The following is a 20,596-nucleotide window of genomic DNA, read 5'->3' as shown; positions in this document are numbered from 1 at the left end:
CATTTTGATCACTTGGACAGGAGTGTTTAACCGGTCCCTAATCCTTTATATCGTATCGCCAAGGGCTGGTTTGTACGATATTTTAGCATATTGGCAGGCGGCAGAGGGGTCATTGGCCCGCGAACTGCCGCCACGTCAAGCAATTCCGACATAACCATGCCACGGTTTTGCGTCGGGAATGGGTTGAACAGCAGAATATCGACGATCGCGTTGCGTTGAACAGGAACACATCGGCACGTGCAGGAAGAAAAAGACGATAAGAACGGCCGTAAAAAACGGCACATCCTGCTCCGGATCGATAGCTTCATCGACTCCGGCCTGTGGACGGCTGCGGCAAGGCTGGTGGATTTCTGGGAAGACGTCACCATCGCCTCGCGCAAATTGCATGTGCGCGGCTGGAAGAAGCTTCTCGTCAACCTCACCTGCGACGCGCTGACCTTCGGAACGGCGGGTTGCGTCGTGCTTCTGGCGCTCGCGATGCCCGCCTTCGAGGAAACCAAGAAGGACTGGCGTTACCGCGGCGATTTCGCCGTCACTTTCCTTGATCGTTACGGCAACACCATCGGCCATCGCGGTATCATTCATGAAGATTCCGTCCCGATCGACCAGATGCCTGACCATTTCATCAAGGCGGTGCTGGCGACCGAAGACCGGCGTTTCTTCAACCATTTCGGCATCGACTTCATCGGCCTTGCCCGCGCCATGAGCGAAAACGCCCGCGCCGGCGGCGTGGTGCAGGGCGGTTCGACGCTGACGCAGCAGCTCGCCAAGAACCTGTTCCTTACCAATGAGCGCTCGCTGGAGCGCAAGATCAAGGAAGCCTTCCTCGCGCTGTGGCTCGAGACCAACATGTCGAAGAAGGAAATCCTCAGCCTTTATCTCGACCGCGCCTATATGGGCGGCGGCACCTTCGGGGCGGCGGCGGCGGCGCAGTTTTATTTCGGCAAGAACCTGACCGATGTGACACTGGCCGAATCCGCCATTCTGGCCGGCCTGTTCAAGGCGCCGGCCAAATATGCGCCGCACGTCAACCTGCCCGCCGCGCGTGCCCGCGCCAACACCGTGCTTTCCAACCTCGTACAGAGCGGATTGATGACCGAGGGCCAGGTGATCGGCGCGCGGCGCAATCCGGCCACCGTCATCGACCGCGCCGATGTGAAGGCGCCGGATTATTTCCTCGACTGGGCCTTCGACGAAGTGCAGCGGCTGGCCGCCGAAGGTAAATTCAAGGACCATACGGTGGTCGTGCGCACGACCATCGATACCGGCCTGCAGCAGGCGGCCGAACAGGCGATGGAAATGGGCCTGCGCGAATATGGCGAAGGTTACCGCGTCAAGCAGGGCGCGATGGTGATGATCGAAAATGGTGGCGGCGTGCGCGCCATGGTCGGCGGGCGTGATTATGGCGAAAGCCAGTTCAACCGCGCCACGGCGGCGCTGCGCCAGCCCGGCTCCTCCTTCAAGGTCTATACCTACTCGGCCGCCATGGAAAAGGGCATGAAGCCGGAGACGCTGATTTCCGATGCGCCGGTGACCTGGCGCGGCTGGTCGCCGCAGAATTATGGCCGCTCCTATGCCGGCAAGGTGACGCTGCAGATGGCGCTCGCCAAATCCTACAATACCGTGCCGGTCCGGCTCGCCAAGGATGTGCTCGGCACGCAGGTCATCGTCGACACGGCCAAGGCCATGGGTGTCGCAACACCGCTTCGCAGCGACAAAACCATTCCGCTCGGCACTTCGGAAGTGACGGTTCTCGACCAGGCCACCGCCTATGCCGTGTTCCCGGCCGATGGCATGCAGTCACGCCGCCATGGCATCGAGCAGGTGCTGGATTACGAGGGCAATGTTCTCTACGATTTCAGCCACAACGAGCCGCCTGCCAAGCGCGTGCTCTCCGAAGACGCCAATTCCAAAATGAACCAGATGCTGGTGACCATTCCCGTCATGGGCACGGCCCGCCGCGGCGCGCTTGACAATGGCATCGTCTCCGGCGGCAAGACCGGCACCTCGCAGGCTTACCGCGACGCCTGGTATGTGGGTTTCACCGGCAATTATACGACCGCCGTCTGGTTCGGGAATGACGAATTCACACCGATGAACAACATGACCGGCGGCGCGCTGCCCGCCATGGCCTTCAAACGGCTGATGGATTACGCCCATCAGGGCATGGAGCTGCGCCCCATCCCCGGCATCCAGAACCCGTTGCCGACAGGCGCGCGCCCGCAGCCTTCGGCGGAAGTGGCAGCCGCAGCCACCAGCACCCCGGCCCTGCCGGCCCTCACCCGCCCACGCTCGCTCTCTGCCGAGGCCACCCGCGTCATTCGCTCCATCGCCAAGAAGATGAAGGATGCTTCGGCCTTGAGTGTGACGACGCAGAAGGTGGCGGATGCGTCTTTGCGTGACGGCGCGGAGGATGCGGCGCGGCGGTGATGTTGCGGGCAACCGGCCAGGATTTCTGACGGAGAGTGTCGCTCACCCCCCTCTGCCCTGCCGGGCATCTCCCCCTCAAGGGGGGAGATCGATATGCGGCGAGGTCTCGCCCGTCTCAACGTTAGCGAATGAAGTGGTGGTAGCACCGCTCGCCGATCTCCCCCCTTGAGGGGGAGATGCCCGGCAGGGCAGAGGGGGGTAAGCCACTCACTCTACGGCTCCCGTCTCTCCAAATCCGGCGTCAGTCATCTCACCGCAACAACACCGCCCTCGCCGTTTCCACCATATGTGATGTCAGCGCACCGAGACGCTCCGCCGCAAGCCTGTTCACCTGCCAATAAAGCGGAATATCAAGCGGCGTGCCGGGAACGACCTCCACCAGCCTCCCCGCCTCAAGATGCTCCCCCACAAGCTGCACGGGATTGAGCCCCCAGCCCATGCCGGCAAGGCTTGCCTTCACGAAACCGTCCGTCGAAGGCAGCCAGTGGGTGGGATAGGAGACATCCTCGCCCAGCGCCTCCCTGATCCAGCTCGCCTGCAGCCGGTCCTTCTGGTTAAAGGTCAGCCCCGGCGCCCGGCCAAGTGTTACGGGCGTCACGCCATCCGCGAAATGGCGGGCCATGAAATCCGGGCTGGCGGTGGCGTGATAGCGGAGCACGCCGAGCGGCGTTACCCGACAGCCCTGCACCGGCTTGGCGTGGGCGGTCACGGCGGCAAGCACCCTGCCCGCGCGCAGCCATTCCACCGTATGATCCTGATCGTCCACTGCGATGTTGACGAGATAATCGCTGCCGCCGGTGAATCTTGAAACCGCATCCAGAAACCATGTGCCGAGGCTGTCGGCATTGGTGGCGATATTGAGCGTCACGCGTTCCTGTGCCGATCCCGCTTCCGCCAATGCCGGAAGCTGGCGGAACAATTCGCTTTCCAGCATGCCGACATGATCCATGTGCCGGCAAAGCCACTCCCCCTTTTCCGTCGCCACACAGGGGTTACCGCGCACGATCAGCACCACACCCAGCCGCTCCTCCAGCTGCTTGATGCGCTGGGAGACGGCCGAAGGTGTGACACACAGCACCTGCGCCGCCTTTTCGAAACTGCCGGTCTGGGCAACGAGCGCCACGGCGCGCATGGCAGGGTAGTCGAGCATTATGGCACCTGATGTAGGGGGTGGTGGGGGTGGCACGAGGCTCTTCGAGGCGATGGGCGACACCCTCTCCCGCCCTCATTCCTGTGCTTGTCACGGGAATCCAGTCGACGCGCGTCTGCGCGGCGGGAGAGTCTTTTCAACCCAAGGACTTGGGCTGGCTGGATTCCTGTGACAAGCACAGGAATGAGGGTTGAGAGATGGCAACGTCGTGGAAAATCGAAAGGTTGAAGAGAGAAGTGCGCCATTAGCTGAGCTTATCCGAGTTGAGTTTATTTAACTGGATTAAATCATCTGGCGGAAATATCCAAGCACTCGGTCCGGATGCAACGCCTTCGGCCATTCCACATGGACAGAGGCAGGGGCCACGACGCGCATGGACATCCAGATCTTCTTCACCGGCCTGACGATGGGCCTCAGCCTCATCGTCGCCATCGGCGCGCAGAATGCCTTCGTCCTGAAGCAGGGTCTGGCGCGCTCGCATGTGTTTGCCGTCTGCGCCACCTGCGCGATATCAGATGCGCTGCTCATCACCGTCGGCGTGTTTGGCTTCCAGCGGATCAGCGCCATCATGCCGGCGCTCGATCCCATCATGCGTTATGCGGGGGCCGCCTTCCTCATCTGGTATGGCGCAAAAAGCCTGCATTCGGCGCTGCGTTCCTCCGAGACGCTGTCGGTGACCGAGCGGCAGGAGGCGAGCCTGTGGCAGACGCTCGCCATCTGTCTGGCGCTGACCTTCCTCAATCCGCATGTCTATCTCGATACCGTCGTGCTGCTCGGCACCATTTCCACGCAGTTCCCCGGCTTTGAGAAAACCTTTGCGGCGGGCGCGGCCACCGGCTCGCTGGTATTCTTCTTTTCGCTGGGTTATGGCGCGCGCTGGCTGCGGCCGATTTTCGAAAAACCCTCCGCATGGCGTATTCTCGAAGGCATCATCGCCGTTACCATGTGGGCCATCGCCTTCAAGCTCGTCATGGGCGCATAGGCAAGGAATTTCGCGCTCCAGTCACTTTCACGAGGACTAAACAGGCCGCGCCATTTTCCAAACGGGGAATCAGTGATAGTCCTCGACCTGTTCAAAACGGGAAAACAGCGTGTTCCGAGTTCCATTCCTTGTCGGCATCGCCCTTCTGATCGCCTTTGGCGGCGGTATTGCCGCAACACTCGCAGCACTTGAGGCGACATCCGGCTTTGGATCGATCCGCATCGGCTCGTGGGATGCCTTTCCCGAAGCGCAGACGATCGAGGCCGACCCTTACGCCAAATCGCACCGCGCCGATGCCGGCAAGCTGCTTTACGGAACGGCCGAGGGGCTGGCCTTCACCGCCTCCGTCGACAGCGATGGACAACGCCTGAGCGGCGAGTGCCGGTACCGGCTGGCCGGCGCCGTGCCGCCCGCCCGTTTCTGGACGATTTACACCGCCGACCAGCAGGGAAATGTTCTGGCTGAAGATGCCGGGCGGCCCTTCGCGCTGAATTCCCGCACGCTTCTGCGCAGCGCCGATGGCGGCATCGACATCACCATCGCCCCTGACGCCCAGACCTATAACTGGCTGTCGGTACCGCAGGGCCAGACCTTCAAGCTCGTCATGACCCTGCTCGACACACCGGTTGCCGGCAGTTCCGGCCTGATCGACATATCCATGCCGCAAATCCGCAAGCTGGGGTGTGGCAATGCTTAGGGTCCTGCTCGCCATCCTCACCGGTCTCGTCGGCGCAGCCGTGCTGCACGTCATCATCCTTCTCGCGATCCCGCATTTCAGCAATCGCGACGCCAATACGCGCGCGGTTGCGGAAGGAAAACCGCATCTGTTTCATCTTCTCGAGGAGACGACGGAGAAAAAGACGCTTGGTAGCGGCGATCCCTTCATGCGGGTGGCCGTCTGCACCTTTAACATCGAGGAACAGCCGATCCGCTTGACCGCCGTCGGTGCGGTACCCTTCTGGTCGGTCGCGGTTTACGACAAGGCCTCGAATGAGGTGTTCAGCATGAATGACCGCACATCCGCCGCCGGGGTGATGGATATTCTGGTGGCTGATGCGGTGCAGATAGCCGCCATCCGCAAGGCGCAGCCGCCCTCGCTTTCGCAGGCCATTCTGGCGGAATCGGATCAGACGGAAGGATATGTGGTTTTGCGGACCATGGTGCCGCAGCCGAGTTTCGGCGAAGAGGCGGAACGGTTCCTGAACGAGGCGAAATGCCAGCCGACGCCGTGGAAATAGCGTCCGACATCATCGGCAATCAGGATTTGAGGGCGGTTTCCACTGCGGATTTGCCCTTGCGCGCGACTTTGCCGGTCGGCTCGGTATCACGTTTTTCATAACGCACGCCGGTAAACAGCACGACCTTCGCCGGGCCGATCAGCTTTCCGACAACGCCGGCGGGACGCAGGCTTCGTCGGGCGTCGCTGATTGGAATAATCTCTGCCATGCTCATCTCCTCTTCGGGACATGATTGTCAATGTTGCCCATGGGAACCGCGCAAGCCTCATCTTGCGTCGGGAATTTCATCACCATCACATTGCGCATAGGCCAGCCCACAGACTGGTTTTCGCACGATCCAAAAATCCAAAAAGATTCTTATAAGGGGATCGTGCGCAGATTCAGGCTTCGCATGCCATTTTTGCATTTATTCCGTCGATAAGAATAACATGGAATCCTAATACTGCCCATGAAATTACAAACAGACAGAGGTTAATGATCCGTTAACCCTAATTGCCGGGCCGTCACTTATTCCTCCCGGCGCCACACCCCTTGAAAACAAAGGCCATGCGGTAAAGTTCCACGGCATTTCGTCCGTTGTGAAGGTTTTAAAATTTCCTTGTTGATAGAGGCAGATTCCCTCTTGCTACCCCCCATAGTTAACAGGACGTCAACGCATTTGCTCTAATTTGAACCGATATTGTGTTTGCGTTTGTTGGGTAGTGCGTTGACCGACCGGTTTCGAGAACTTGAGAGGCCAAGAGCCGTGAGGAAGAAAGATGTGGTGCTGATGGCCACCGTGACGAATTTCGAGACTGTTTCGCATCCGTCAAAAACGGACCTTCGGCAGTTCGCCGAACTTTTCATGCCGCTTTTCAACGCCTCCACCGACGAAGCCAAACGAGAGGCGATCGCCGCACTCTCGCAGCATCCGAGCGTGCCGTCAGCCGTCGCCTTCTTCATCGCCTGCCAGCCGATTTCGCTTGCAGCGCCCTTTCTCATTTCCTCGAAATGCCTCGATGACGACACGCTGATCACCATTGCCCGCACGCAAGGCGCGGCGCATGCGCGCGCCATCGTTCGGCGCGAGGATCTCTCCCCCACCGTCATCGACGCGCTTGTCGGCCTGCGCCACGCGGAAGATCTGAAACGGCCGGAAGAGGAAAAAGCTCCCGCCGAACCGCAGGTGGCGGCAAGCCCAGAAGAACCGAAAACGGAAGAAAAGACTGACAACATCGCCGCCGCTTCCGCACTCGAAGAAGAAATGCGCCAGCGGATCAAGCAGATGGCGCATCACCTCAACCGCCCGGAAAGCGACGTCCTCGGTCTTCGCCGCCTGAGCGAGGTGCAGGAGGCGCTGCTGGTGCGTTTCGCCCGCGAGCGCAACGCCCGGCAATTCGCGGTGGCGCTGGCGGATTCGCTGTCCTCCAGCTACTGGCTGTCGGAGCGCATCATGCTCGATATATCAGGCGCGCAGCTGGCGACGACGCTCACCGGTCTTGGCATGGAATTTTCCGAGGCGGCCTTCGTGCTGCAATGCTTCTATCCGCATCTCGCCGCCGCCGAAGGCGACATGAGCCGCGCCGAAGCCCTGCTCGATCGCCTCGACATCGTGGAATGCGAAGAGCGGCTGGAAAGCTGGCGGCGTGCCGACAGCTATACGCATGGCCGCGAGCGGCCGAGCCGCAGCGCACCGGCTGTGCAGAGAACTGGCACGCAAGGGTAAGCAAGGCCTGGCCTTGCGTCTTTTGCGACGCGAGGCCCTTCGCGGACCGAAAGCCGGGTCTGCTTTTCCTGCCTCTAGGCCTTGGGCTGGTCCACCAGCGTCAGCAGAGTTCCGATCTCGTCGGTTTCGATCTCCACCACCCAAAGGTCGCTGTCGAAACGCCGTTCCCTTTCCAGAAGAGCGGCACTTTCCTCGCCATCCGCACCCGCAAGACGCGTTTCGAAACGGCGCTCGGCACGGATTTCCTCATCATCGGCGAAACTTTGCGGCGCGGGCCCATAGAGGTTCTCGCGGCCATCGCGCAGACGCTGGCGAACAAAGATCGCCCCCGCCTCCTCCGCCCCCTTCTTTTCGACGGCGGCAAATCCGCCGGCGGCGAAGACGCGGCGGATGAGGGCTGAGACGAACATTTCGGATTTGAGGCGCATGGGGTGCTTTCGATGGAAACGGTGGGGGCTCTCACTGCTGGGTTACGCGGACGAAGGTGCGTGGGGCTTACCCCCCTCTGCCCTGCCGGGCATCTCCCCCTCAAGGGGGGAAGATCGATCCGCGGCAGGCGCTCGCCCACCTCAACGCTTGAGAATGGAGCAGTGAAAGAGCCTCTTGCCGATCTCCCTCCTTGTGGGGGAGATGCCCGGCAGGGCAGAGGGGGTAAAGCCCCACGCACCCTCGGCTGCTGTCAAAACCTCAAAGCGCCCCGATCGACTTCAGCTTCTTCAGCACAACCTCGCTCGGCTCGCCGGTTTCCGGCAGGCGGTAATGTTTCTCAAACGCGCGGATGGCATTGCGGGTCTGCTGGCCGGCAACGCCGTCCACCTTCACATCGGCATAGGCGATATTGATCAGCCCCTGCTGGATCCTGGCGATCAGCTCGCGGTTTGCTGGCTTGGCGGCATTGGCCGAACTGTTGAGGGAGGCCGGTTCGGCCTTCGGGCGCGGCGCTTCCGCCTTGCGGATGGCGGCGGCGACGGGGTCGATCTCGACGCCGCCGGTGCTATCGGCGGGCCGATCCCTGGGGATCGCGGCAACCGTTGCGCCATCGATCCGGAGTGCCGCCAGCACGCGGGTCGTCGGCTCGCCGGTCTGCTCCATGCCGAGCGTTTCTTCGAAGAACATGATGGCGGCGGCGGTGCGTGGACCCATGCGGCCGTCCGCCTCGCCTTCGTAAAGCCCACGTTTCTTCAGTTCGGCCTGAATATCGGCAACGATCTGCTGCGGTTTCTGGCTTTCGGCGGCGGGTTGCGCCGGCGTTTCGGCCGCTGGCTGTTGCGCCGTTTCCGTCTCTGCCGGTCGTTCTATGCGAAAGGTGGTGACGTTGCCGTGCGTGCCGAGCGGCTCGGCCGGGCGATAACCGGCAATGCCGTTCGGGTTTTCCGCATCGCGCGTGCGCAGGAAAGGCGACGGATGCACGCCCGGCTGATACCAGAGCGCATTGGCGGCGACAAAACCGAATACGACCGCGAAGGCGCCGCAGCTGCCGACCATTTTCGGATGGCGCAGGATTTCGCGCCCGATGGCCGAAACCACCAAGGAAACAATCCCGGCGCCAATCTGGGCCGTTGTTTTCTTAGGCGATTTTCGCTTTCGCGGGGCCATCGTCACCATCCTTTTTCATCATTGCGGCCATGTCACCGCGCTGCCGGATGCGCGGCGGAAATTCCACCATGCTTTCGGCTTCGGCACCTTGGCCCTCACCCGCCATGCCGGAACCGTCGGCAGGCAAAGTGATCGTTACGACCGTTCCCTCGCCGGGCTTGCTGGTAATGGCGAAAGTGCCGCCATGCAGTGCCACAAGCCCCTTGACCAGGGACAATCCCAGACCCGTGCCCTCATAGCGACGGGTATATTCATTCTGAACCTGCATGAAGGGCTGGCCCAGGAGTTCAATCTTGTCGGAAGCGATGCCGATGCCGGTATCGCTCACCGTCAGTTTCAGCATCGCGCCCTCACGCGCGGCGTCGATCGACACCACACCACCCGCATCGGTGAATTTTATGGCGTTGCCGGCGAGATTGATGAGAACCTGCCGGATGGCGCGCTGATCGGCCGAGATTTCGCCAATGCCGCGCTGGATGCGGCTGGTTAAAGTCAGGCCTTTTTCCTTCGCCTGCAGGCCGAGCATGGCCTCGCAGGAAGAGATGGTCTCGGCAATCGGGAAGCTTTCCATCATCAGCTCGTAACGGCCGGCTTCCAGCTTGCTCATGTCAAGCATCGTGTTGACGACCGACAGGAGATGGGCGCCGGACTGGCGGATGAGGCCGACATATTCCCGCTGGCGATCGTTCTCCAGCCGGCCGAAATATTCGCCGGCGAGAATATCGGAAAAACCGAGGACGGCATTGAGCGGCGTGCGCAGCTCGTGGCTGACGGCGGCAAGGAAACGCGACTTGGCGTCATTGGCCGATTCCGCCTCCGCCGCCTTGCGGGCGACATCGCGGCGCAGGCGTTCCATCTCGGTAACATCGGAGAGCTGGGCGACGATGCGGCGCAGCCGGCCGCTGGCGCTGCGGATCGCCGTCATCTCTATACGCGCATGCATGAACTGCGCCTGACGCGACTTTGCACCGGTCTCGAAGCGGAGTTCAGCGGTTGCCCTGTCCTCGCCCTGCCGCAGCAGGTCGAAGGCCTGCATCAGCTCGATACGGTCGGAGACATAGACATATTCAACGAGGGCATGGCCCTGGCTGGCCTGTAGATCGGCCGGGAAGGTCGCGAGATCGCGGCCGGAGACGTGTTCGACGAAGCCGGTATCACCGATCATGAGCACGAGGCCCGGCACCTGCGTAGCGGCGATCAGGTCGTTATCGCCAGACGAGGCGGAAAAGGAGGACGCGCCGCGCGCGGGACGGGAAAAGGCGATCAGCAGCGCTGCGGCGGCCAGAAACAGCGCCAGCACCAGAGCGGCGCCGATGGGCAGCGCGATGGCGGGGCTGATGACGAGGCTGAAGAGGGCGGGCACCACGAAAAGACCAACAGTGCTGAAGGCAATCAGCCGGCGCAGGCGCGCAACGGTTCCGGCGCGCCTTTCGGCGTCCTCTTCCATGCGCGCAAGCCATCTGCCTGCGGCATGGTCGACCAATGCGACCGCTTTTTCTCTCATATTACGCAATACCAACACCGAATCCCTGAGGCGGTTCTAACGGCTCCGACAATAGAAGGCGGCGGCTTAAGGAATGGATAAAAAGAATGGCGTCAAAGGCCTGCCAAAGGCGTCGCAGTCCCATTACGGGGCATTTATTCCAAGCTTTGCCAATCATGGTTAATGACGGGTAAGCGACGGATTTCGCTTCATTTTTGCCATCATGTTAACTTTTGTGGCAAGGCGGACCACAGCTTTCGCCCGGAACGCGCGGCCTCTGTCGCAATTATGCTTAACATGGACTGTTAAAATGCGAATGAATTGATGGCGGGCGTCCCGATACGAGGAGAATAGATACAATTTGAATTAAATTGCGTCGCTTTTTGCAATCGGCTGTTCGCCGGTCGCGTGTAGCTTCTTCACAAGCCCGAAAAACGGGACAAAGGCCGATGACCCGGAACCGGGCGGGGCTTTAGAAAACAAAGATCATCTGGCAGGGTAGTCTGACAATGTGGTTTCTGATCAAAGGAACATTCTGGTTTTCACTGGTGCTGGTGGCGCTGTCCTATTTCGGCAGCAGCAACGATCCGACCAAGGAACCTTCGGCATTTGATCTTCCCAGCGCCGTTTCGGCAGCCGGTGAAGCCTATCGTTATGTCAGCGCCATCTGCATCGAAAAGCCCGATGTCTGCGTCAAGGGCGCCGAAACCTTCCATGCGCTCGGTGAACGGGCAAAGGAAGGCGCGAAGGTCGCCTATGAACTGCTGGACAAGCAGCTTGCCTCCGGTGAAAAATCCGCTCCCGCCGCTGAAGTCGCAGCGGAGATCGAAAAGCTGGCTGACGCTCCTGTCGTCAGCGTCGAATTTCCCGGCAATACCGACATGCTGAAGACCGGCACCGTCATTCCCCTGCCGCAGAAGCGCCCTGCTCCCTGATCTTGCCAGCCCCTGATCTTGCAAGCCACCGCGCCGCAACTTTTTTGCGGACGGAGATTTCCGTCCGCCGACTGCCTGCCAAACTTGCCCGCGGAAACCTGTTTTCCGTGGGCTTTTTCGTGGCCCATGGTTCAAAACCGGCCGCACTTCGCCTATATCCTAGCAAAGACCTGCAATAACGGATGATACGGCGCACAAATGGCCTCTCTCGAAACGATCCTTGACGATTTCGCTTTCCTCGACGACTGGGAGGACCGCTATCGTTATGTCATCGAACTCGGCAAGGCGCTGCCCGATCTGCCGGAGGACAAGCGCACGGCCGAAAACAAGGTGCATGGCTGCGCCAGCCAGGTCTGGCTCGTCAGCCATAGCGACGGCGCGGAAGACCCCCTGCTGACCTTCGAGGGCGATTCGGATGCGCATATCGTGCGCGGCCTCGTCGCCATCGTGCTCGCCGTCTATTCCGGCAAAAAAGCCTCCCACATCGCCGATCTCGACGCCATCGAGGTGTTCGACAAGATCGGGCTGGTGGAGCATCTGTCGTCGCAGCGCGCCAACGGCCTGCGCTCGATGATCAAGCGTATCCGCGAGGAAGCCCGGCTGCTGGCCGCCTGAGCGCTATCCCGCCGTCACCGCCGTTGTCATCGAAGGGCGATAATCCGCATCGCCCCAATGGTGATTGTTGCCACGGGCGCAAGCGGCTGGCGGCGCATAATGGCGGGCAAGCGCCAGCAGTGCGGCGCGCAGCAGCAGTTTTGCCGAGCGCGCCGGCCATTGCCTCTCCCGCTCCACCGTCTCCAGACCCTTTTCGAAGCAGCAGACATCGATGGCGACGCCCGACAGTTCGGGTCCCATCGCATCCGCCGCGCGGGAAAACCGCACCCGCGCCGCCATCGCCGCCTCGGTAAGATTGAGCAGGCCCCCCGCCTCCCCCTTGGTGCGGCTGGCTACTTTCGGCTCCCATGTCGCCGTCACCTTCGGATTGAGGTGACCGCGATGAAAATCGGCGGCGAGGCGCTCGCCTGCCGCCAAAGCATCTGCCGGGAAAAACACCGTGCCATCCCGCTCCTTCAGCCTTGAAAGGCTGGTCAGCGGTGAGGTGTTGAGGTTGCGACGGGCCGGTTGCTTCGCGTCATCGACATCCACAACAACAGTCTGCATATCCCGATGCTGTTCCTGAAAAACCTCATCGCGGTCTTTTGCCATTGCGCGTTTCAGATAAGAGGCGAGCGGCGGCGCGGCGAAAAGGGTGTTTTCCCGCTGTTCCGCCAGTCCGGAAGAAACGGCAAGCCGCACCGTCGCCGCCGGAAACCGCAGCGGGGGATGCCCAGCGCGCGCCCGGTGCACGACAATATCGCCGCCCTCCTGCGAAATCTCGGCCGCGCCCGCAGCGATGCAACGCAGCAAGCGCAGGAGGTGAGGATTTGAAGAGGCAGCCGGGACGCGTTTCACCTCATTCATCCCGGCCCCCTTTCATCACGTTGAAAATACTGCCGGTGAGCCGCTCGAGCGCGGCGATGAACTCATCGAATGCCGGTTCGTCACGCCGGTCCTCCACCACCTGGCAGGCATGGCCCACCGTCGTCCTGTCCCGGCCGAAGCAGGGCCCGATATCAGTCATGGGAATACCGAGCTGCACATGGCACACATACATGGCGATCTGGCGGATATGGCACTCCGTGCGCCTGATGTCGCGGCGCACCAGCGCTCGGTCACCCGTCAATTGCACCATCTCACCGGTGAGCTGCCGCACCAGACGGCAAAGACGGGGAATCTCATCCCGCCCGGCCGCAGACGGCCAACGACGAAAAGGACGATCACCGACCCGCACGCAAGGCCGCGCGGCGGCAGACAGAAACACAGTATCCGACGGCATATGCAACTCCTCTACGAATAGGAATTAATTCATACACCTGAGAACAGCTATGGGGAAGCGTAAATTTTGCGGAGAAGAATATGCGTTTGATATGGCTATATATTTGCAGAAATGACGAACACAATAAAGGATTTTTTTCCTCAACTGAAATTGCACGCGACAATAAAAAAGCCGGTCTGCGGACCGGCTGAACATTCATGTGAAGGTAGAAAAAGCTTCAGAGCAGCATAGGGAGCGGGCAAGTTCGCCTTGCCGCCTTCTCCCGGGTGGGGAGAAGGTGCGGCAGCGGGTTGAGTGGCGAGGGAAGAACAAGCCCCGCCGACCCGTCGTTACAATCAGCGGCTGGCCTTGCGGCGCTGGCCGAGACCCATTTCCTTGGCGAGCCGCGAACGGGCTTCGGCATAGGCGGGCGCAACCATCGGATAATCGACCGGCAGGTCCCATTTTTCGCGATATTCTTCCGGCGTCATGCTGTGATGCGTCGTGAGATGCCGCTTCAGCGACTTGAACGAGCCGCCGCATTCCAAACAGACGATATGATCGTCCTGAACCGACTTGCGGACAGAGACGGCAGGCTTCTGCTTTTCAACATTGACCGCCACCGATGCCGGTGCCGATGTTCCGCTAAGTGCCGTGTGAACATCCGAAATAAGGCCGGGAAGCTCAGTTACCGGAACGACGTGGTTGCTAACATAGGCAGCCACAATATCCGCAGTCAGTTCGACCAGCAGATCCTGGGCGTTACCGTATGCAGTTTCCGTCATTTAAGTATCTCCTGTTTATTAATCCCCTGAAGCGGGCGAACGCCGCATCGAGCGATGTGAAGTTACCCGGCGCCCCACCTTCGCCTTGTTGAAACCAACATGAAACCTACCCCTAGATTTCGAGCGAAAACCGGAAACGAATTGGTCCGAGATTCAACTTATGGCCCGCGACATGGGCAGCAATGGTCCGACGGGCCATAGATTAGACATTAATAAAATGCCTATGCCGACTATGAAGAGGCTAGATGCAAATCGCGATTAGCAACTTTACACTTAATTTGGATAACAGCAAAACAGCAAAAGTCAAATTCCTAGTGTCAATTTTTCAGTTCAAAACAGTCTAATTGGAATACAAAAAATTACGGGTAATAAAATACTATGCCTAGTAGTAATTGAAAATGAATACCCCCATTTATTAGGGGGATTTTCAACTTCAAATTTTCTTGATGTCATCAACTACCGATTTAACGGCAAGCGGATAACCTGCCTTGTGAGCGGCCATGGCAAGAAGATGTGCAGAGACCGGCGCGGTGAGGACAAAAAAGAAAAAGCCGGCCAGCGCCCGCGCCAGCGTCGGGATTTCCATGGAATGAATGCCGACCGCGAGAAGCAGCAGGCCGGAGCCCACCGTTCCCGCCTTGGAGGCCGCATGCATGCGTGTATAGACATCTGGCAGTCTATTGAGCCCGATTGCCGCGATCAGCGAGAAGATGGCGCCTGAGATCGTCAGCGCCGCAACGAGAATAGCCACGATCCAAGCCATCATCGCCTGCCCTTTCCTTTTTTGCCGTCGGCACCTGTTTCCATTGTTTTTTCAATGACTTCAGATGCCCTCTCACCATCGAGAACCGCCGTCGGCCTGCGCCGTCCATCCGGGCCGCGCGACAGGACGAAGCGGGCAAAGGCCACCGTTGCCAGAAACCCGACCAGCCCGAGCGCAATGGCGATATCGACGTAAAGATTGAAGCCGGTGCGGATGGCGATAACAGCGATAAAGCCGATGGCGATGCCCACCAGCATGTCGAGCGCGACGATGCGGTCCGGCAAGGTGGGGCCGACGACGACGCGATATACTGTCAGCAAAAAGGCGGCCGACAGAACAACCGATGCAAGTATAGTTGCAAATGAAACTGTCTGTTCTGGCGTCATATCTGAAACGCCTCCATGATCTTTCTTTCGAAGCCATTTCTGATGTCGTTTTTCGTGGCTTCGATATCGCTGCAGTCGATCGCGTGCACGTAAAGCGTTTTCCTGTCCGCGGAAACATCGACGGAGAGCGTGCCGGGGGTGAGCGTGATGAGGTTGGCGAGCAGTGTGATCTCGAAATCCGTCGTCACCGTCAGCGGATAGGCGAAAATGCCGGGCTGCACGTCGAGCTTGGGCCGCGTCACCAGCACGGCGACCTTCCAGGCCGAGAGCGCCAGCTCCTTGAAGAACAGCAGCACCAGCGACAAGACGCGGGTAAGCCGCAGCCAGTGGTTACGCCCGCCCGGAAGCTGGTGGCGGATGAGGCCGAGCGCCAGTGTCGAAACGATCAGGGCGAAGATGATGTTCGCCAGGGTGACGCTGCCCGTCACGGCGAGCCATACGGCAACGAACAGCAGTTGCACGAGATAGAGGCTCATGGTTTGCCTCCTTCGGAAAAGACCGACTGGATATAGGCCTGCGGGTTGCCGAGGCCTGCGGCCGCCTGCTGGCTGAGATTGAGCAGGCTTTCCGGAAACAGGCCGAAGAATACCACGAGCAAGGTCAGCCCCACCAGCGGCGCGAAAGACGGAGCCGCCGACGGCGACGCGTGCGGGAAGGAAGGCTGACCGGGGGATGCCGCAGCGGGACGCCAGAAACACAAAAGGAAGATCCGCCCGAAGGCGATCGTGGCGATGAAGCCGGAGGCGAGGATGGCGCCAGCGAGCCACCATGCGCCGATATCGATCGCCGACTTGACCAGCACCGCCTTCGGCCAGAAGCCGGAAAAGGGCGGCAGGCCGGAGCCGGCGAAAAACAATGCCAGCGCCAGCGCCGAAAACCACGGAGCCTGCTGGTAAAGGCCTCTGAGTGAGGTGAGGCTGAAGCTGCCGCCGAGACGGGCGGCATGGCCGGCGGCGAGATAAAGCGCCGTCATCAGCACCATGGAATGCAGCGCGTAGAAAATGGCGCCTGTGACACCGGATGGCGTGCCGATGGCGATGCCGGCCATCATGTAACCGATGCCTGATATGACGATGTAACCGAGCATGCGGCGGATATCGTTCTGGGCGAGCGCGCCCATGGCCCCAAGCACCATGGTGAGCGCGGCGGAGATGGCGATGACGATGCTGAGTTCTTCCCGCTCGACCGGAAACAGCATGACCATGACCCGCAGCAGCGAATAGATGCCGACCTTGGTGAGCAATCCGCCGAAAAGCGCGGAAACGACGATGCGCGGCGTGTGATAGGAGGCCGGCAGCCAGAAATTCACCGGGAAGGCCGCGGCCTTCATGGCGAAGGCGAGCGTAAAGAGGCTCGCAAGCGTCATCAGCGGCGCGGTCTCCCGCAGAGCTGTCGCCTTCTGCGCGATATCGGCCATGTTGAGCGTGCCGAAGATGGCGTAGAGATACCCGACCGTGATCAAAAACAGCGTCGTGCCGATGAGGTTCAGAATGGCGTATTTCAGCGCGCCGTCGATCTGCTCGCGCGTCGAACCGAGCACGATCAGGCCGAAGGACGAGATCAGCAGCACTTCGAACCAGACATAGAGGTTAAAGATGTCGCCGGTCAGGAACGCGCCGGTGACGCCGGCCATCAGCAGCAGCAGGAAGGGATAAAAACCGTAGCGCCTGCCGCCGGCGTCGATATCCGCGCCGGCATGGATGGCGCCCGCCAATGCGACGATGGCGGCCGCAAGCGACAGCAGCGCCCCCGTCAGGTCGGCGGTAAAGGCGATGCCGAAGGGCGGCAGCCAGCGGCCCATCACCATTGTGAACGGGCCTTCAGTGGCGACCTTCCATAAAAGTGCTGCATCGAGCAGGACCAGCAGGAAAAGCGCCGCGATGGCAACGGTCGCGTGATGGCGGATGGCATGGCGCATCATCATCAGCACCGCGCCTGCGCCGATGCAGAGCGCGATGGGGAGAATGATCAGCCAGTCGGCAAGAGGCACAGGCGTCGTGACGAGCGCTGCCGAGAGATCAGTGACTGCTGTTGTGGTGGTGGATGCCATGTTGTCTCAGCCTCGCCGCTCAATAACCGAGCGGCGGCAAGGGCTCGCCTGCGGGTTCTGCGGTGCGCATCTCGTCCGTGTCGTCGGTCTGCAGTTCCTGAAACGCACGCCAGGTCAGCACCAGAAGGAAACAGAAGAAGGAAAAGGAAATGACGATTGCCGTGAGAATGAGCGCCTGCGGCAAAGGATTGGCCGCCCCTGCGGGCAGCGTGTCCATGCCGGGCGGAATGATCGGTGGCACCTCGCGCGTCAGCCGGCCGGCGGTGAACAGCAGGAGGTTCACCGCATTGCCGAGAATGGCGATGCCGAGCAGCATGCGGATGCTGTGGCGCGACAGCATGAGATAGATCGCCACCGAAAAGAAGATGCCGACGAGAATCGAGAAGACCGCTTCCATCAGTCGCTTTCCCTTTCTTCCAGCGCCAGCGCAATGGAGGTGATGGCGCCGACCACCACGAGATAGACACCGATATCGAAGGACATGACGGTGGAGAGCGGCATTTCGACACCGAACAGGCTCGGATAGACCCAGAGCCCGGTCATGAACGGCACGCCGGCGGCCATCGAGACGAGGCCGGAAAGCATGGATAGCAGCAGCCCCGCCCCGGCAATCGACAGGGGATGAAACATGATGGCGCGCCTGACTGCCGTGACGCCATAAGCGATGCCGTAGATCGCCAGCGCCGAGACCGCGATCAATCCGCCGATGAAACCGCCGCCCGGCTCGTTATGGCCGCGCAGCAGCACGAAGATGGAAAACAGCACCATGAGGCTGGTGACGACAGGAGTGACGGTGCGCAGAATGAGCGTGTTCATGCCCGCGCTCCTTTCTTCTTCGCGGTTTTGGCCGGTCCCTTGACCGCGGCGGCCGGACGGATGCGGATCAGCGCGAGGATGGCAAGACCCGTTATCATCACGACAGCGATTTCGCCGAGCGTATCCGTGCCGCGGAAATCAACGATGATGACGTTAACCACATTGGCGCCGTGGGCGATGACCTTGGAATAGGTGTTGTAGAAGTCCGTCAGGCGGTTGTCGAAGCTCGCCTGCGTCGCGCGCATCAGGAACAGGGCAAAGCCGGTTCCGCAGGCAATGGCGATGGTGCTGTCGAGCAGCTTCTGGCCAAGGCCGCGATGATCTGACGGTGACAGGCGAAGCCTTGTCATCACCAGCGTCAGAATGACCACCGACAGCGTCTCGACCATGAATTGCGTGAACGACAGATCGGGCGCGCCGAACAGCAGGAAGATGACCGCCACCGCAAAGCCCTGAATGCCGAGCGCGATGATCGCAGTCAGCCGGCTCGACGCCGTCAGGACAGCGACAAGGCCCGCCACGGCGATGGCGATGAAGGTCAGCTCATGGACCGGCATGTCACGCGGCCATGACGGCATGGACGGCAATTCGCCATAGAGGAACAGGGGCACCAGCAGCACGGCGGCGATGACGGCGAAGGTGGCGGTGACGTAGAACTCCAGCCGGCCGGGCTGAATGAGCCGGGTAACGTGGAACGAGACTTTCACCAGCATTTCGATGAAGACGTCAAAGCCCCTGTCAGGCCCGGCCCCCAGCGCCGTGAAGGTGCGGGCCATCAGGCTGCGGACAGCGGAAAGCTGCGTATAGAGGACGATACCGAGCGCAATGGTGAGCAGCGACAGGCCGAGCGGCACGCCCATATGGGGAATGAGCGAGATTTCCACCGGGCGCGCCTCGCCGGCGATGGCGCTCGCCATGGGTGTCGAAATGTAGAAATGCGCAATGCCGGAAAAGAGAGCGATCGTCAGCCCCTTCAGAGCCAGCAGCGCCGGACCGAGCCACAGCAGCAGCGGACCTTCATGCGCGTGTTTCGGCGTTTTCACCGGCTTGCCGAGGAAGGGTTTCAGCCCCACGGCAAAGGCGACGGCGAACATCAGCCCGTTGCCGAGGATGGCGATGCCGGTGAACAGCACGGCACGCGGGTTGCCATGCGCCAGCGCATAATAAATCTCCTCCTTGGCGAGAAAACCGAAAAAGGGCGGCAGGCCGGCCATGGAAATCGCAGCCGCCAGCGCTGCCACAAAGGTGATGGGCATGGCTTTTCGCAAGCCGCCGAGCTTCGTTATGTCGCGGGTGCCGGTCTCATGGTCGATGATGCCGGCGACCATGAAGAGCGCGCCCTTAAACAGCGAATGCGCCACCAGATAAAGCGCGGCCGCCTCTATGGCATGGTCAGAGCCAAAACCCGTCAGCATGACCAGCAGGCCGAGCGACGACACCGTCGTATAGGCAAGCATCAGCTTGAGATCGGTCTGGCGCACGGCGAGAAGTGCGCCGGTGAGCATGGTCAGCCCGCCGAAGAAGGGCAGCAGGATCTGCCAGGCGGCGGTATCACCGAGCACCGGATTGAGGCGCATCAGCAGATAGACGCCGGCCTTCACCATGGTTGCCGAATGCAGATAGGCGGAGACTGGAGTTGGCGCTTCCATGGCGTTGGGCAGCCAGAAATGGAAGGGAAACTGCGCCGATTTGGTAAAGGCGCCGCCGAGAACCAGAAGCAGCGCGGCCAGATAAAACGGGCTGTCACGCAATATATCGCCGCCGCGCACCAGCATCGACAATTGCGTGATGCCGCTTATATCCCAGATGAAGATCAGCCCGGCGAGCAACAGAAGGCCGCCACCGCCCGTCACCACCAGCGCCTGCAGCGCGGCACGGCGCGAAGCTGCGCGCTCATGGTCGAAGCCGATCAGCAGGAAGGAGGTGATCGAGGTGAGTTCCCAGAAGACGAACAACATCAGCAGGCTGTCGGAAACGACGACGCCGAGCATCGCTCCCATGAACAGAAGCAGGAAGGACAGGAAACGGCCCTGCTGCGGATGGCCTTTCATATAACCGCCCGCATAAAGCACGATCAGCAGCCCGATGCCGGTGATGAGCAGCGCAAAGGTGAGCGACAGGCCGTCGATGAACCAGGAGAAGCTGAGATTGAAGCTCGGCACCCAGGCATAACCGCCGGTCACCACGCCGCCTGCCGCGATCTCGGGCAGCATCAGCGCAAAATGCACGAAGGCGAGAGCCGGCGCGATCGCCAGAACCCATGCCGCATTGTGACCGAACCTTTTCACCAGGGCCGGCGCGGCAAGCGCTGCCAGAAACGGCAGAAACAGCGACAGGAATGTCAGCGGCGTGACATCTGATGTCATTCACATCTCCCGGGATGTCCCCCATCCCTGCGCGCCACTGAATGGCGTTCTTCTTT

General features: G+C 60.8%; 22 protein-coding genes. 7 read left to right on the top strand and 15 right to left on the bottom strand.

The window, feature by feature from the left end:
* The first annotated feature begins 237 nt into the window (after positions 1-237).
* The gene (locus AC5I5B_RS15840) at positions 238-2,430 is read left to right on the top strand and encodes a PBP1A family penicillin-binding protein (RefSeq protein WP_111835074.1); all 2,193 of its coding nucleotides are present in this window, start codon (positions 238-240) and stop codon (positions 2,428-2,430) included.
* A 250-nt stretch (positions 2,431-2,680) separates the two neighbouring features.
* Here the strand turns inward: AC5I5B_RS15840 and AC5I5B_RS15835 are convergent, their stop codons facing one another.
* Positions 2,681-3,580: a LysR family transcriptional regulator ArgP gene (locus AC5I5B_RS15835; protein WP_111835088.1), complete on the bottom strand. Its 900-nt coding sequence runs from the start codon at positions 3,578-3,580 to the stop codon at positions 2,681-2,683.
* A gap of 373 nt (positions 3,581-3,953) precedes the next feature.
* Between AC5I5B_RS15835 and AC5I5B_RS15830 the strand changes: the two genes are divergently transcribed.
* The 3 genes from AC5I5B_RS15830 to AC5I5B_RS15820 all read left to right on the top strand — a co-directional run bounded on the left by AC5I5B_RS15830 (position 3,954) and on the right by AC5I5B_RS15820 (position 5,800).
* Positions 3,954-4,562, top strand: coding sequence for a LysE/ArgO family amino acid transporter (locus AC5I5B_RS15830; RefSeq protein WP_003509238.1), 609 nt, complete (start codon positions 3,954-3,956; stop codon positions 4,560-4,562).
* Between the two features lie 109 nt (positions 4,563-4,671).
* Entirely contained in the window at positions 4,672-5,259 is a 588-nt protein-coding gene (locus tag AC5I5B_RS15825; protein ID WP_003509240.1) for a DUF1214 domain-containing protein, read from the top strand.
* Positions 5,252-5,800, top strand: coding sequence for a DUF1254 domain-containing protein (locus tag AC5I5B_RS15820; RefSeq protein WP_003509243.1), 549 nt, complete (start codon positions 5,252-5,254; stop codon positions 5,798-5,800). Before AC5I5B_RS15825 ends, AC5I5B_RS15820 begins: the two co-directional genes overlap by 8 nt.
* Before the next feature lie 19 nt (positions 5,801-5,819).
* On the opposite strand, the gene AC5I5B_RS15815 is transcribed toward AC5I5B_RS15820, so the two are convergent.
* A complete protein-coding gene (locus AC5I5B_RS15815; protein ID WP_003509245.1) occupies positions 5,820-6,008 on the bottom strand; it encodes a hypothetical protein in 189 nt (62 codons plus the stop codon).
* Between the two features lie 561 nt (positions 6,009-6,569).
* On the opposite strand from AC5I5B_RS15815, the gene AC5I5B_RS15810 reads away from it, so the two are divergent.
* On the top strand, positions 6,570-7,505 hold the full coding sequence (locus tag AC5I5B_RS15810) for a DUF2336 domain-containing protein (protein ID WP_210303433.1): 936 nt from the start codon (positions 6,570-6,572) through the stop codon (positions 7,503-7,505).
* 74 nt (positions 7,506-7,579) lie between these two features.
* On the opposite strand, the gene AC5I5B_RS15805 is transcribed toward AC5I5B_RS15810, so the two are convergent.
* The 3 genes from AC5I5B_RS15805 to AC5I5B_RS15795 all read right to left on the bottom strand — a co-directional run bounded on the left by AC5I5B_RS15805 (position 7,580) and on the right by AC5I5B_RS15795 (position 10,605).
* Complete coding sequence (locus tag AC5I5B_RS15805) at positions 7,580-7,933, bottom strand: DUF1491 family protein (RefSeq protein WP_003509247.1); 354 nt, start codon at positions 7,931-7,933, stop codon at positions 7,580-7,582.
* A gap of 259 nt (positions 7,934-8,192) precedes the next feature.
* Positions 8,193-9,101, bottom strand: a complete 909-nt coding sequence (locus AC5I5B_RS15800) for a peptidoglycan-binding domain-containing protein (RefSeq protein WP_031233927.1) — start codon at positions 9,099-9,101, stop codon at positions 8,193-8,195.
* A complete protein-coding gene (locus AC5I5B_RS15795) occupies positions 9,073-10,605 on the bottom strand; it encodes a sensor histidine kinase (RefSeq protein WP_111835012.1) in 1,533 nt (510 codons plus the stop codon). Before AC5I5B_RS15795 ends, AC5I5B_RS15800 begins: the two co-directional genes overlap by 29 nt.
* Positions 10,606-11,093: 488 nt before the next feature.
* Here AC5I5B_RS15795 and AC5I5B_RS15790 point away from each other — a divergent pair, with 488 nt between their 5' ends.
* Positions 11,094-11,519 (top strand): DUF5330 domain-containing protein, encoded by a 426-nt coding sequence (locus AC5I5B_RS15790; RefSeq protein WP_003509252.1) that lies wholly within the window; start codon positions 11,094-11,096, stop codon positions 11,517-11,519.
* 198 nt (positions 11,520-11,717) lie between these two features.
* Positions 11,718-12,134: a SufE family protein gene (locus AC5I5B_RS15785; protein WP_087743595.1), complete on the top strand. Its 417-nt coding sequence runs from the start codon at positions 11,718-11,720 to the stop codon at positions 12,132-12,134.
* A 3-nt stretch (positions 12,135-12,137) separates the two neighbouring features.
* On the opposite strand, the gene AC5I5B_RS15780 is transcribed toward AC5I5B_RS15785, so the two are convergent.
* The 10 genes from AC5I5B_RS15780 to AC5I5B_RS15735 all read right to left on the bottom strand — a co-directional run bounded on the left by AC5I5B_RS15780 (position 12,138) and on the right by AC5I5B_RS15735 (position 20,540).
* Positions 12,138-12,980: a DUF6456 domain-containing protein gene (locus tag AC5I5B_RS15780; RefSeq protein ID WP_111835013.1), complete on the bottom strand. Its 843-nt coding sequence runs from the start codon at positions 12,978-12,980 to the stop codon at positions 12,138-12,140.
* Positions 12,973-13,395 carry a helix-turn-helix domain-containing protein gene (locus AC5I5B_RS15775; RefSeq protein WP_111835014.1) on the bottom strand — a complete coding sequence of 141 codons (423 nt, stop codon included), beginning with the start codon at positions 13,393-13,395 and terminating at the stop codon, positions 12,973-12,975. Before AC5I5B_RS15775 ends, AC5I5B_RS15780 begins: the two co-directional genes overlap by 8 nt.
* 335 nt (positions 13,396-13,730) lie before the next feature.
* Positions 13,731-14,159 carry a MucR family transcriptional regulator Ros gene (gene ros, locus AC5I5B_RS15770; RefSeq protein WP_003509257.1) on the bottom strand — a complete coding sequence of 143 codons (429 nt, stop codon included), beginning with the start codon at positions 14,157-14,159 and terminating at the stop codon, positions 13,731-13,733.
* Positions 14,160-14,592: 433 nt separating this feature from the next.
* The gene (gene mnhG / locus AC5I5B_RS15765; RefSeq protein ID WP_020812975.1) at positions 14,593-14,925 is read right to left on the bottom strand and encodes a monovalent cation/H(+) antiporter subunit G; all 333 of its coding nucleotides are present in this window, start codon (positions 14,923-14,925) and stop codon (positions 14,593-14,595) included.
* The gene (locus AC5I5B_RS15760) at positions 14,922-15,308 is read right to left on the bottom strand and encodes a cation:proton antiporter (protein ID WP_111835015.1); all 387 of its coding nucleotides are present in this window, start codon (positions 15,306-15,308) and stop codon (positions 14,922-14,924) included. The genes mnhG and AC5I5B_RS15760 overlap by 4 nt, the downstream gene beginning before the upstream one ends.
* Positions 15,305-15,784 (bottom strand): Na+/H+ antiporter subunit E, encoded by a 480-nt coding sequence (locus tag AC5I5B_RS15755; RefSeq protein ID WP_020812977.1) that lies wholly within the window; start codon positions 15,782-15,784, stop codon positions 15,305-15,307. Before AC5I5B_RS15755 ends, AC5I5B_RS15760 begins: the two co-directional genes overlap by 4 nt.
* Complete coding sequence (locus AC5I5B_RS15750; protein WP_111835016.1) at positions 15,781-17,358, bottom strand: Na+/H+ antiporter subunit D; 1,578 nt, start codon at positions 17,356-17,358, stop codon at positions 15,781-15,783. Before AC5I5B_RS15750 ends, AC5I5B_RS15755 begins: the two co-directional genes overlap by 4 nt.
* 19 nt (positions 17,359-17,377) lie before the next feature.
* On the bottom strand, positions 17,378-17,755 hold the full coding sequence (locus AC5I5B_RS15745) for a Na+/H+ antiporter subunit C (RefSeq protein WP_003509263.1): 378 nt from the start codon (positions 17,753-17,755) through the stop codon (positions 17,378-17,380).
* Entirely contained in the window at positions 17,755-18,174 is a 420-nt protein-coding gene (locus AC5I5B_RS15740; protein WP_003509264.1) for a Na(+)/H(+) antiporter subunit B, read from the bottom strand. The genes AC5I5B_RS15745 and AC5I5B_RS15740 overlap by 1 nt, the downstream gene beginning before the upstream one ends.
* A complete protein-coding gene (locus tag AC5I5B_RS15735; protein WP_111835017.1) occupies positions 18,171-20,540 on the bottom strand; it encodes a putative monovalent cation/H+ antiporter subunit A in 2,370 nt (789 codons plus the stop codon). Before AC5I5B_RS15735 ends, AC5I5B_RS15740 begins: the two co-directional genes overlap by 4 nt.
* Between the last annotated feature and the right edge of the window lie 56 nt (positions 20,541-20,596).

It is taken from the genome of Agrobacterium sp. (assembly GCF_059499945.1).
Note: the sequence above shows the minus strand (reverse complement) of the source record. Positions and strands in the feature narration are given on the sequence as shown.

Excerpts from the sequence above, each read along its gene's own strand:
- AC5I5B_RS15795 (WP_111835012.1), bottom strand. The coding sequence starts at position 10,605 with ATGAGAGAAAAAGCGGTCGCATTGGTCGACCATGCCGCAGGCAGATGG.
- AC5I5B_RS15805 (WP_003509247.1), bottom strand. The coding sequence starts at position 7,933 with ATGCGCCTCAAATCCGAAATGTTCGTCTCAGCCCTCATCCGCCGCGTC.
- mnhG (WP_020812975.1), bottom strand. The coding sequence starts at position 14,925 with ATGATGGCTTGGATCGTGGCTATTCTCGTTGCGGCGCTGACGATCTCA.
- AC5I5B_RS15780 (WP_111835013.1), bottom strand. The coding sequence starts at position 12,980 with ATGAATGAGGTGAAACGCGTCCCGGCTGCCTCTTCAAATCCTCACCTC.
- AC5I5B_RS15755 (WP_020812977.1), bottom strand. The coding sequence starts at position 15,784 with ATGAGCCTCTATCTCGTGCAACTGCTGTTCGTTGCCGTATGGCTCGCC.
- ros (WP_003509257.1), bottom strand. The coding sequence starts at position 14,159 with ATGACGGAAACTGCATACGGTAACGCCCAGGATCTGCTGGTCGAACTG.
- AC5I5B_RS15815 (WP_003509245.1), bottom strand. The coding sequence starts at position 6,008 with ATGGCAGAGATTATTCCAATCAGCGACGCCCGACGAAGCCTGCGTCCC.
- AC5I5B_RS15740 (WP_003509264.1), bottom strand. The coding sequence starts at position 18,174 with ATGAACACGCTCATTCTGCGCACCGTCACTCCTGTCGTCACCAGCCTC.
- AC5I5B_RS15830 (WP_003509238.1), top strand. The coding sequence starts at position 3,954 with ATGGACATCCAGATCTTCTTCACCGGCCTGACGATGGGCCTCAGCCTC.
- AC5I5B_RS15800 (WP_031233927.1), bottom strand. The coding sequence starts at position 9,101 with ATGGCCCCGCGAAAGCGAAAATCGCCTAAGAAAACAACGGCCCAGATT.
- AC5I5B_RS15735 (WP_111835017.1), bottom strand. The coding sequence starts at position 20,540 with ATGACATCAGATGTCACGCCGCTGACATTCCTGTCGCTGTTTCTGCCG.
- AC5I5B_RS15750 (WP_111835016.1), bottom strand. The coding sequence starts at position 17,358 with ATGGCATCCACCACCACAACAGCAGTCACTGATCTCTCGGCAGCGCTC.
- AC5I5B_RS15785 (WP_087743595.1), top strand. The coding sequence starts at position 11,718 with ATGGCCTCTCTCGAAACGATCCTTGACGATTTCGCTTTCCTCGACGAC.
- AC5I5B_RS15790 (WP_003509252.1), top strand. The coding sequence starts at position 11,094 with ATGTGGTTTCTGATCAAAGGAACATTCTGGTTTTCACTGGTGCTGGTG.
- AC5I5B_RS15810 (WP_210303433.1), top strand. The coding sequence starts at position 6,570 with ATGGCCACCGTGACGAATTTCGAGACTGTTTCGCATCCGTCAAAAACG.
- AC5I5B_RS15835 (WP_111835088.1), bottom strand. The coding sequence starts at position 3,580 with ATGCTCGACTACCCTGCCATGCGCGCCGTGGCGCTCGTTGCCCAGACC.
- AC5I5B_RS15775 (WP_111835014.1), bottom strand. The coding sequence starts at position 13,395 with ATGCCGTCGGATACTGTGTTTCTGTCTGCCGCCGCGCGGCCTTGCGTG.
- AC5I5B_RS15760 (WP_111835015.1), bottom strand. The coding sequence starts at position 15,308 with ATGACGCCAGAACAGACAGTTTCATTTGCAACTATACTTGCATCGGTT.
- AC5I5B_RS15820 (WP_003509243.1), top strand. The coding sequence starts at position 5,252 with ATGCTTAGGGTCCTGCTCGCCATCCTCACCGGTCTCGTCGGCGCAGCC.
- AC5I5B_RS15745 (WP_003509263.1), bottom strand. The coding sequence starts at position 17,755 with ATGGAAGCGGTCTTCTCGATTCTCGTCGGCATCTTCTTTTCGGTGGCG.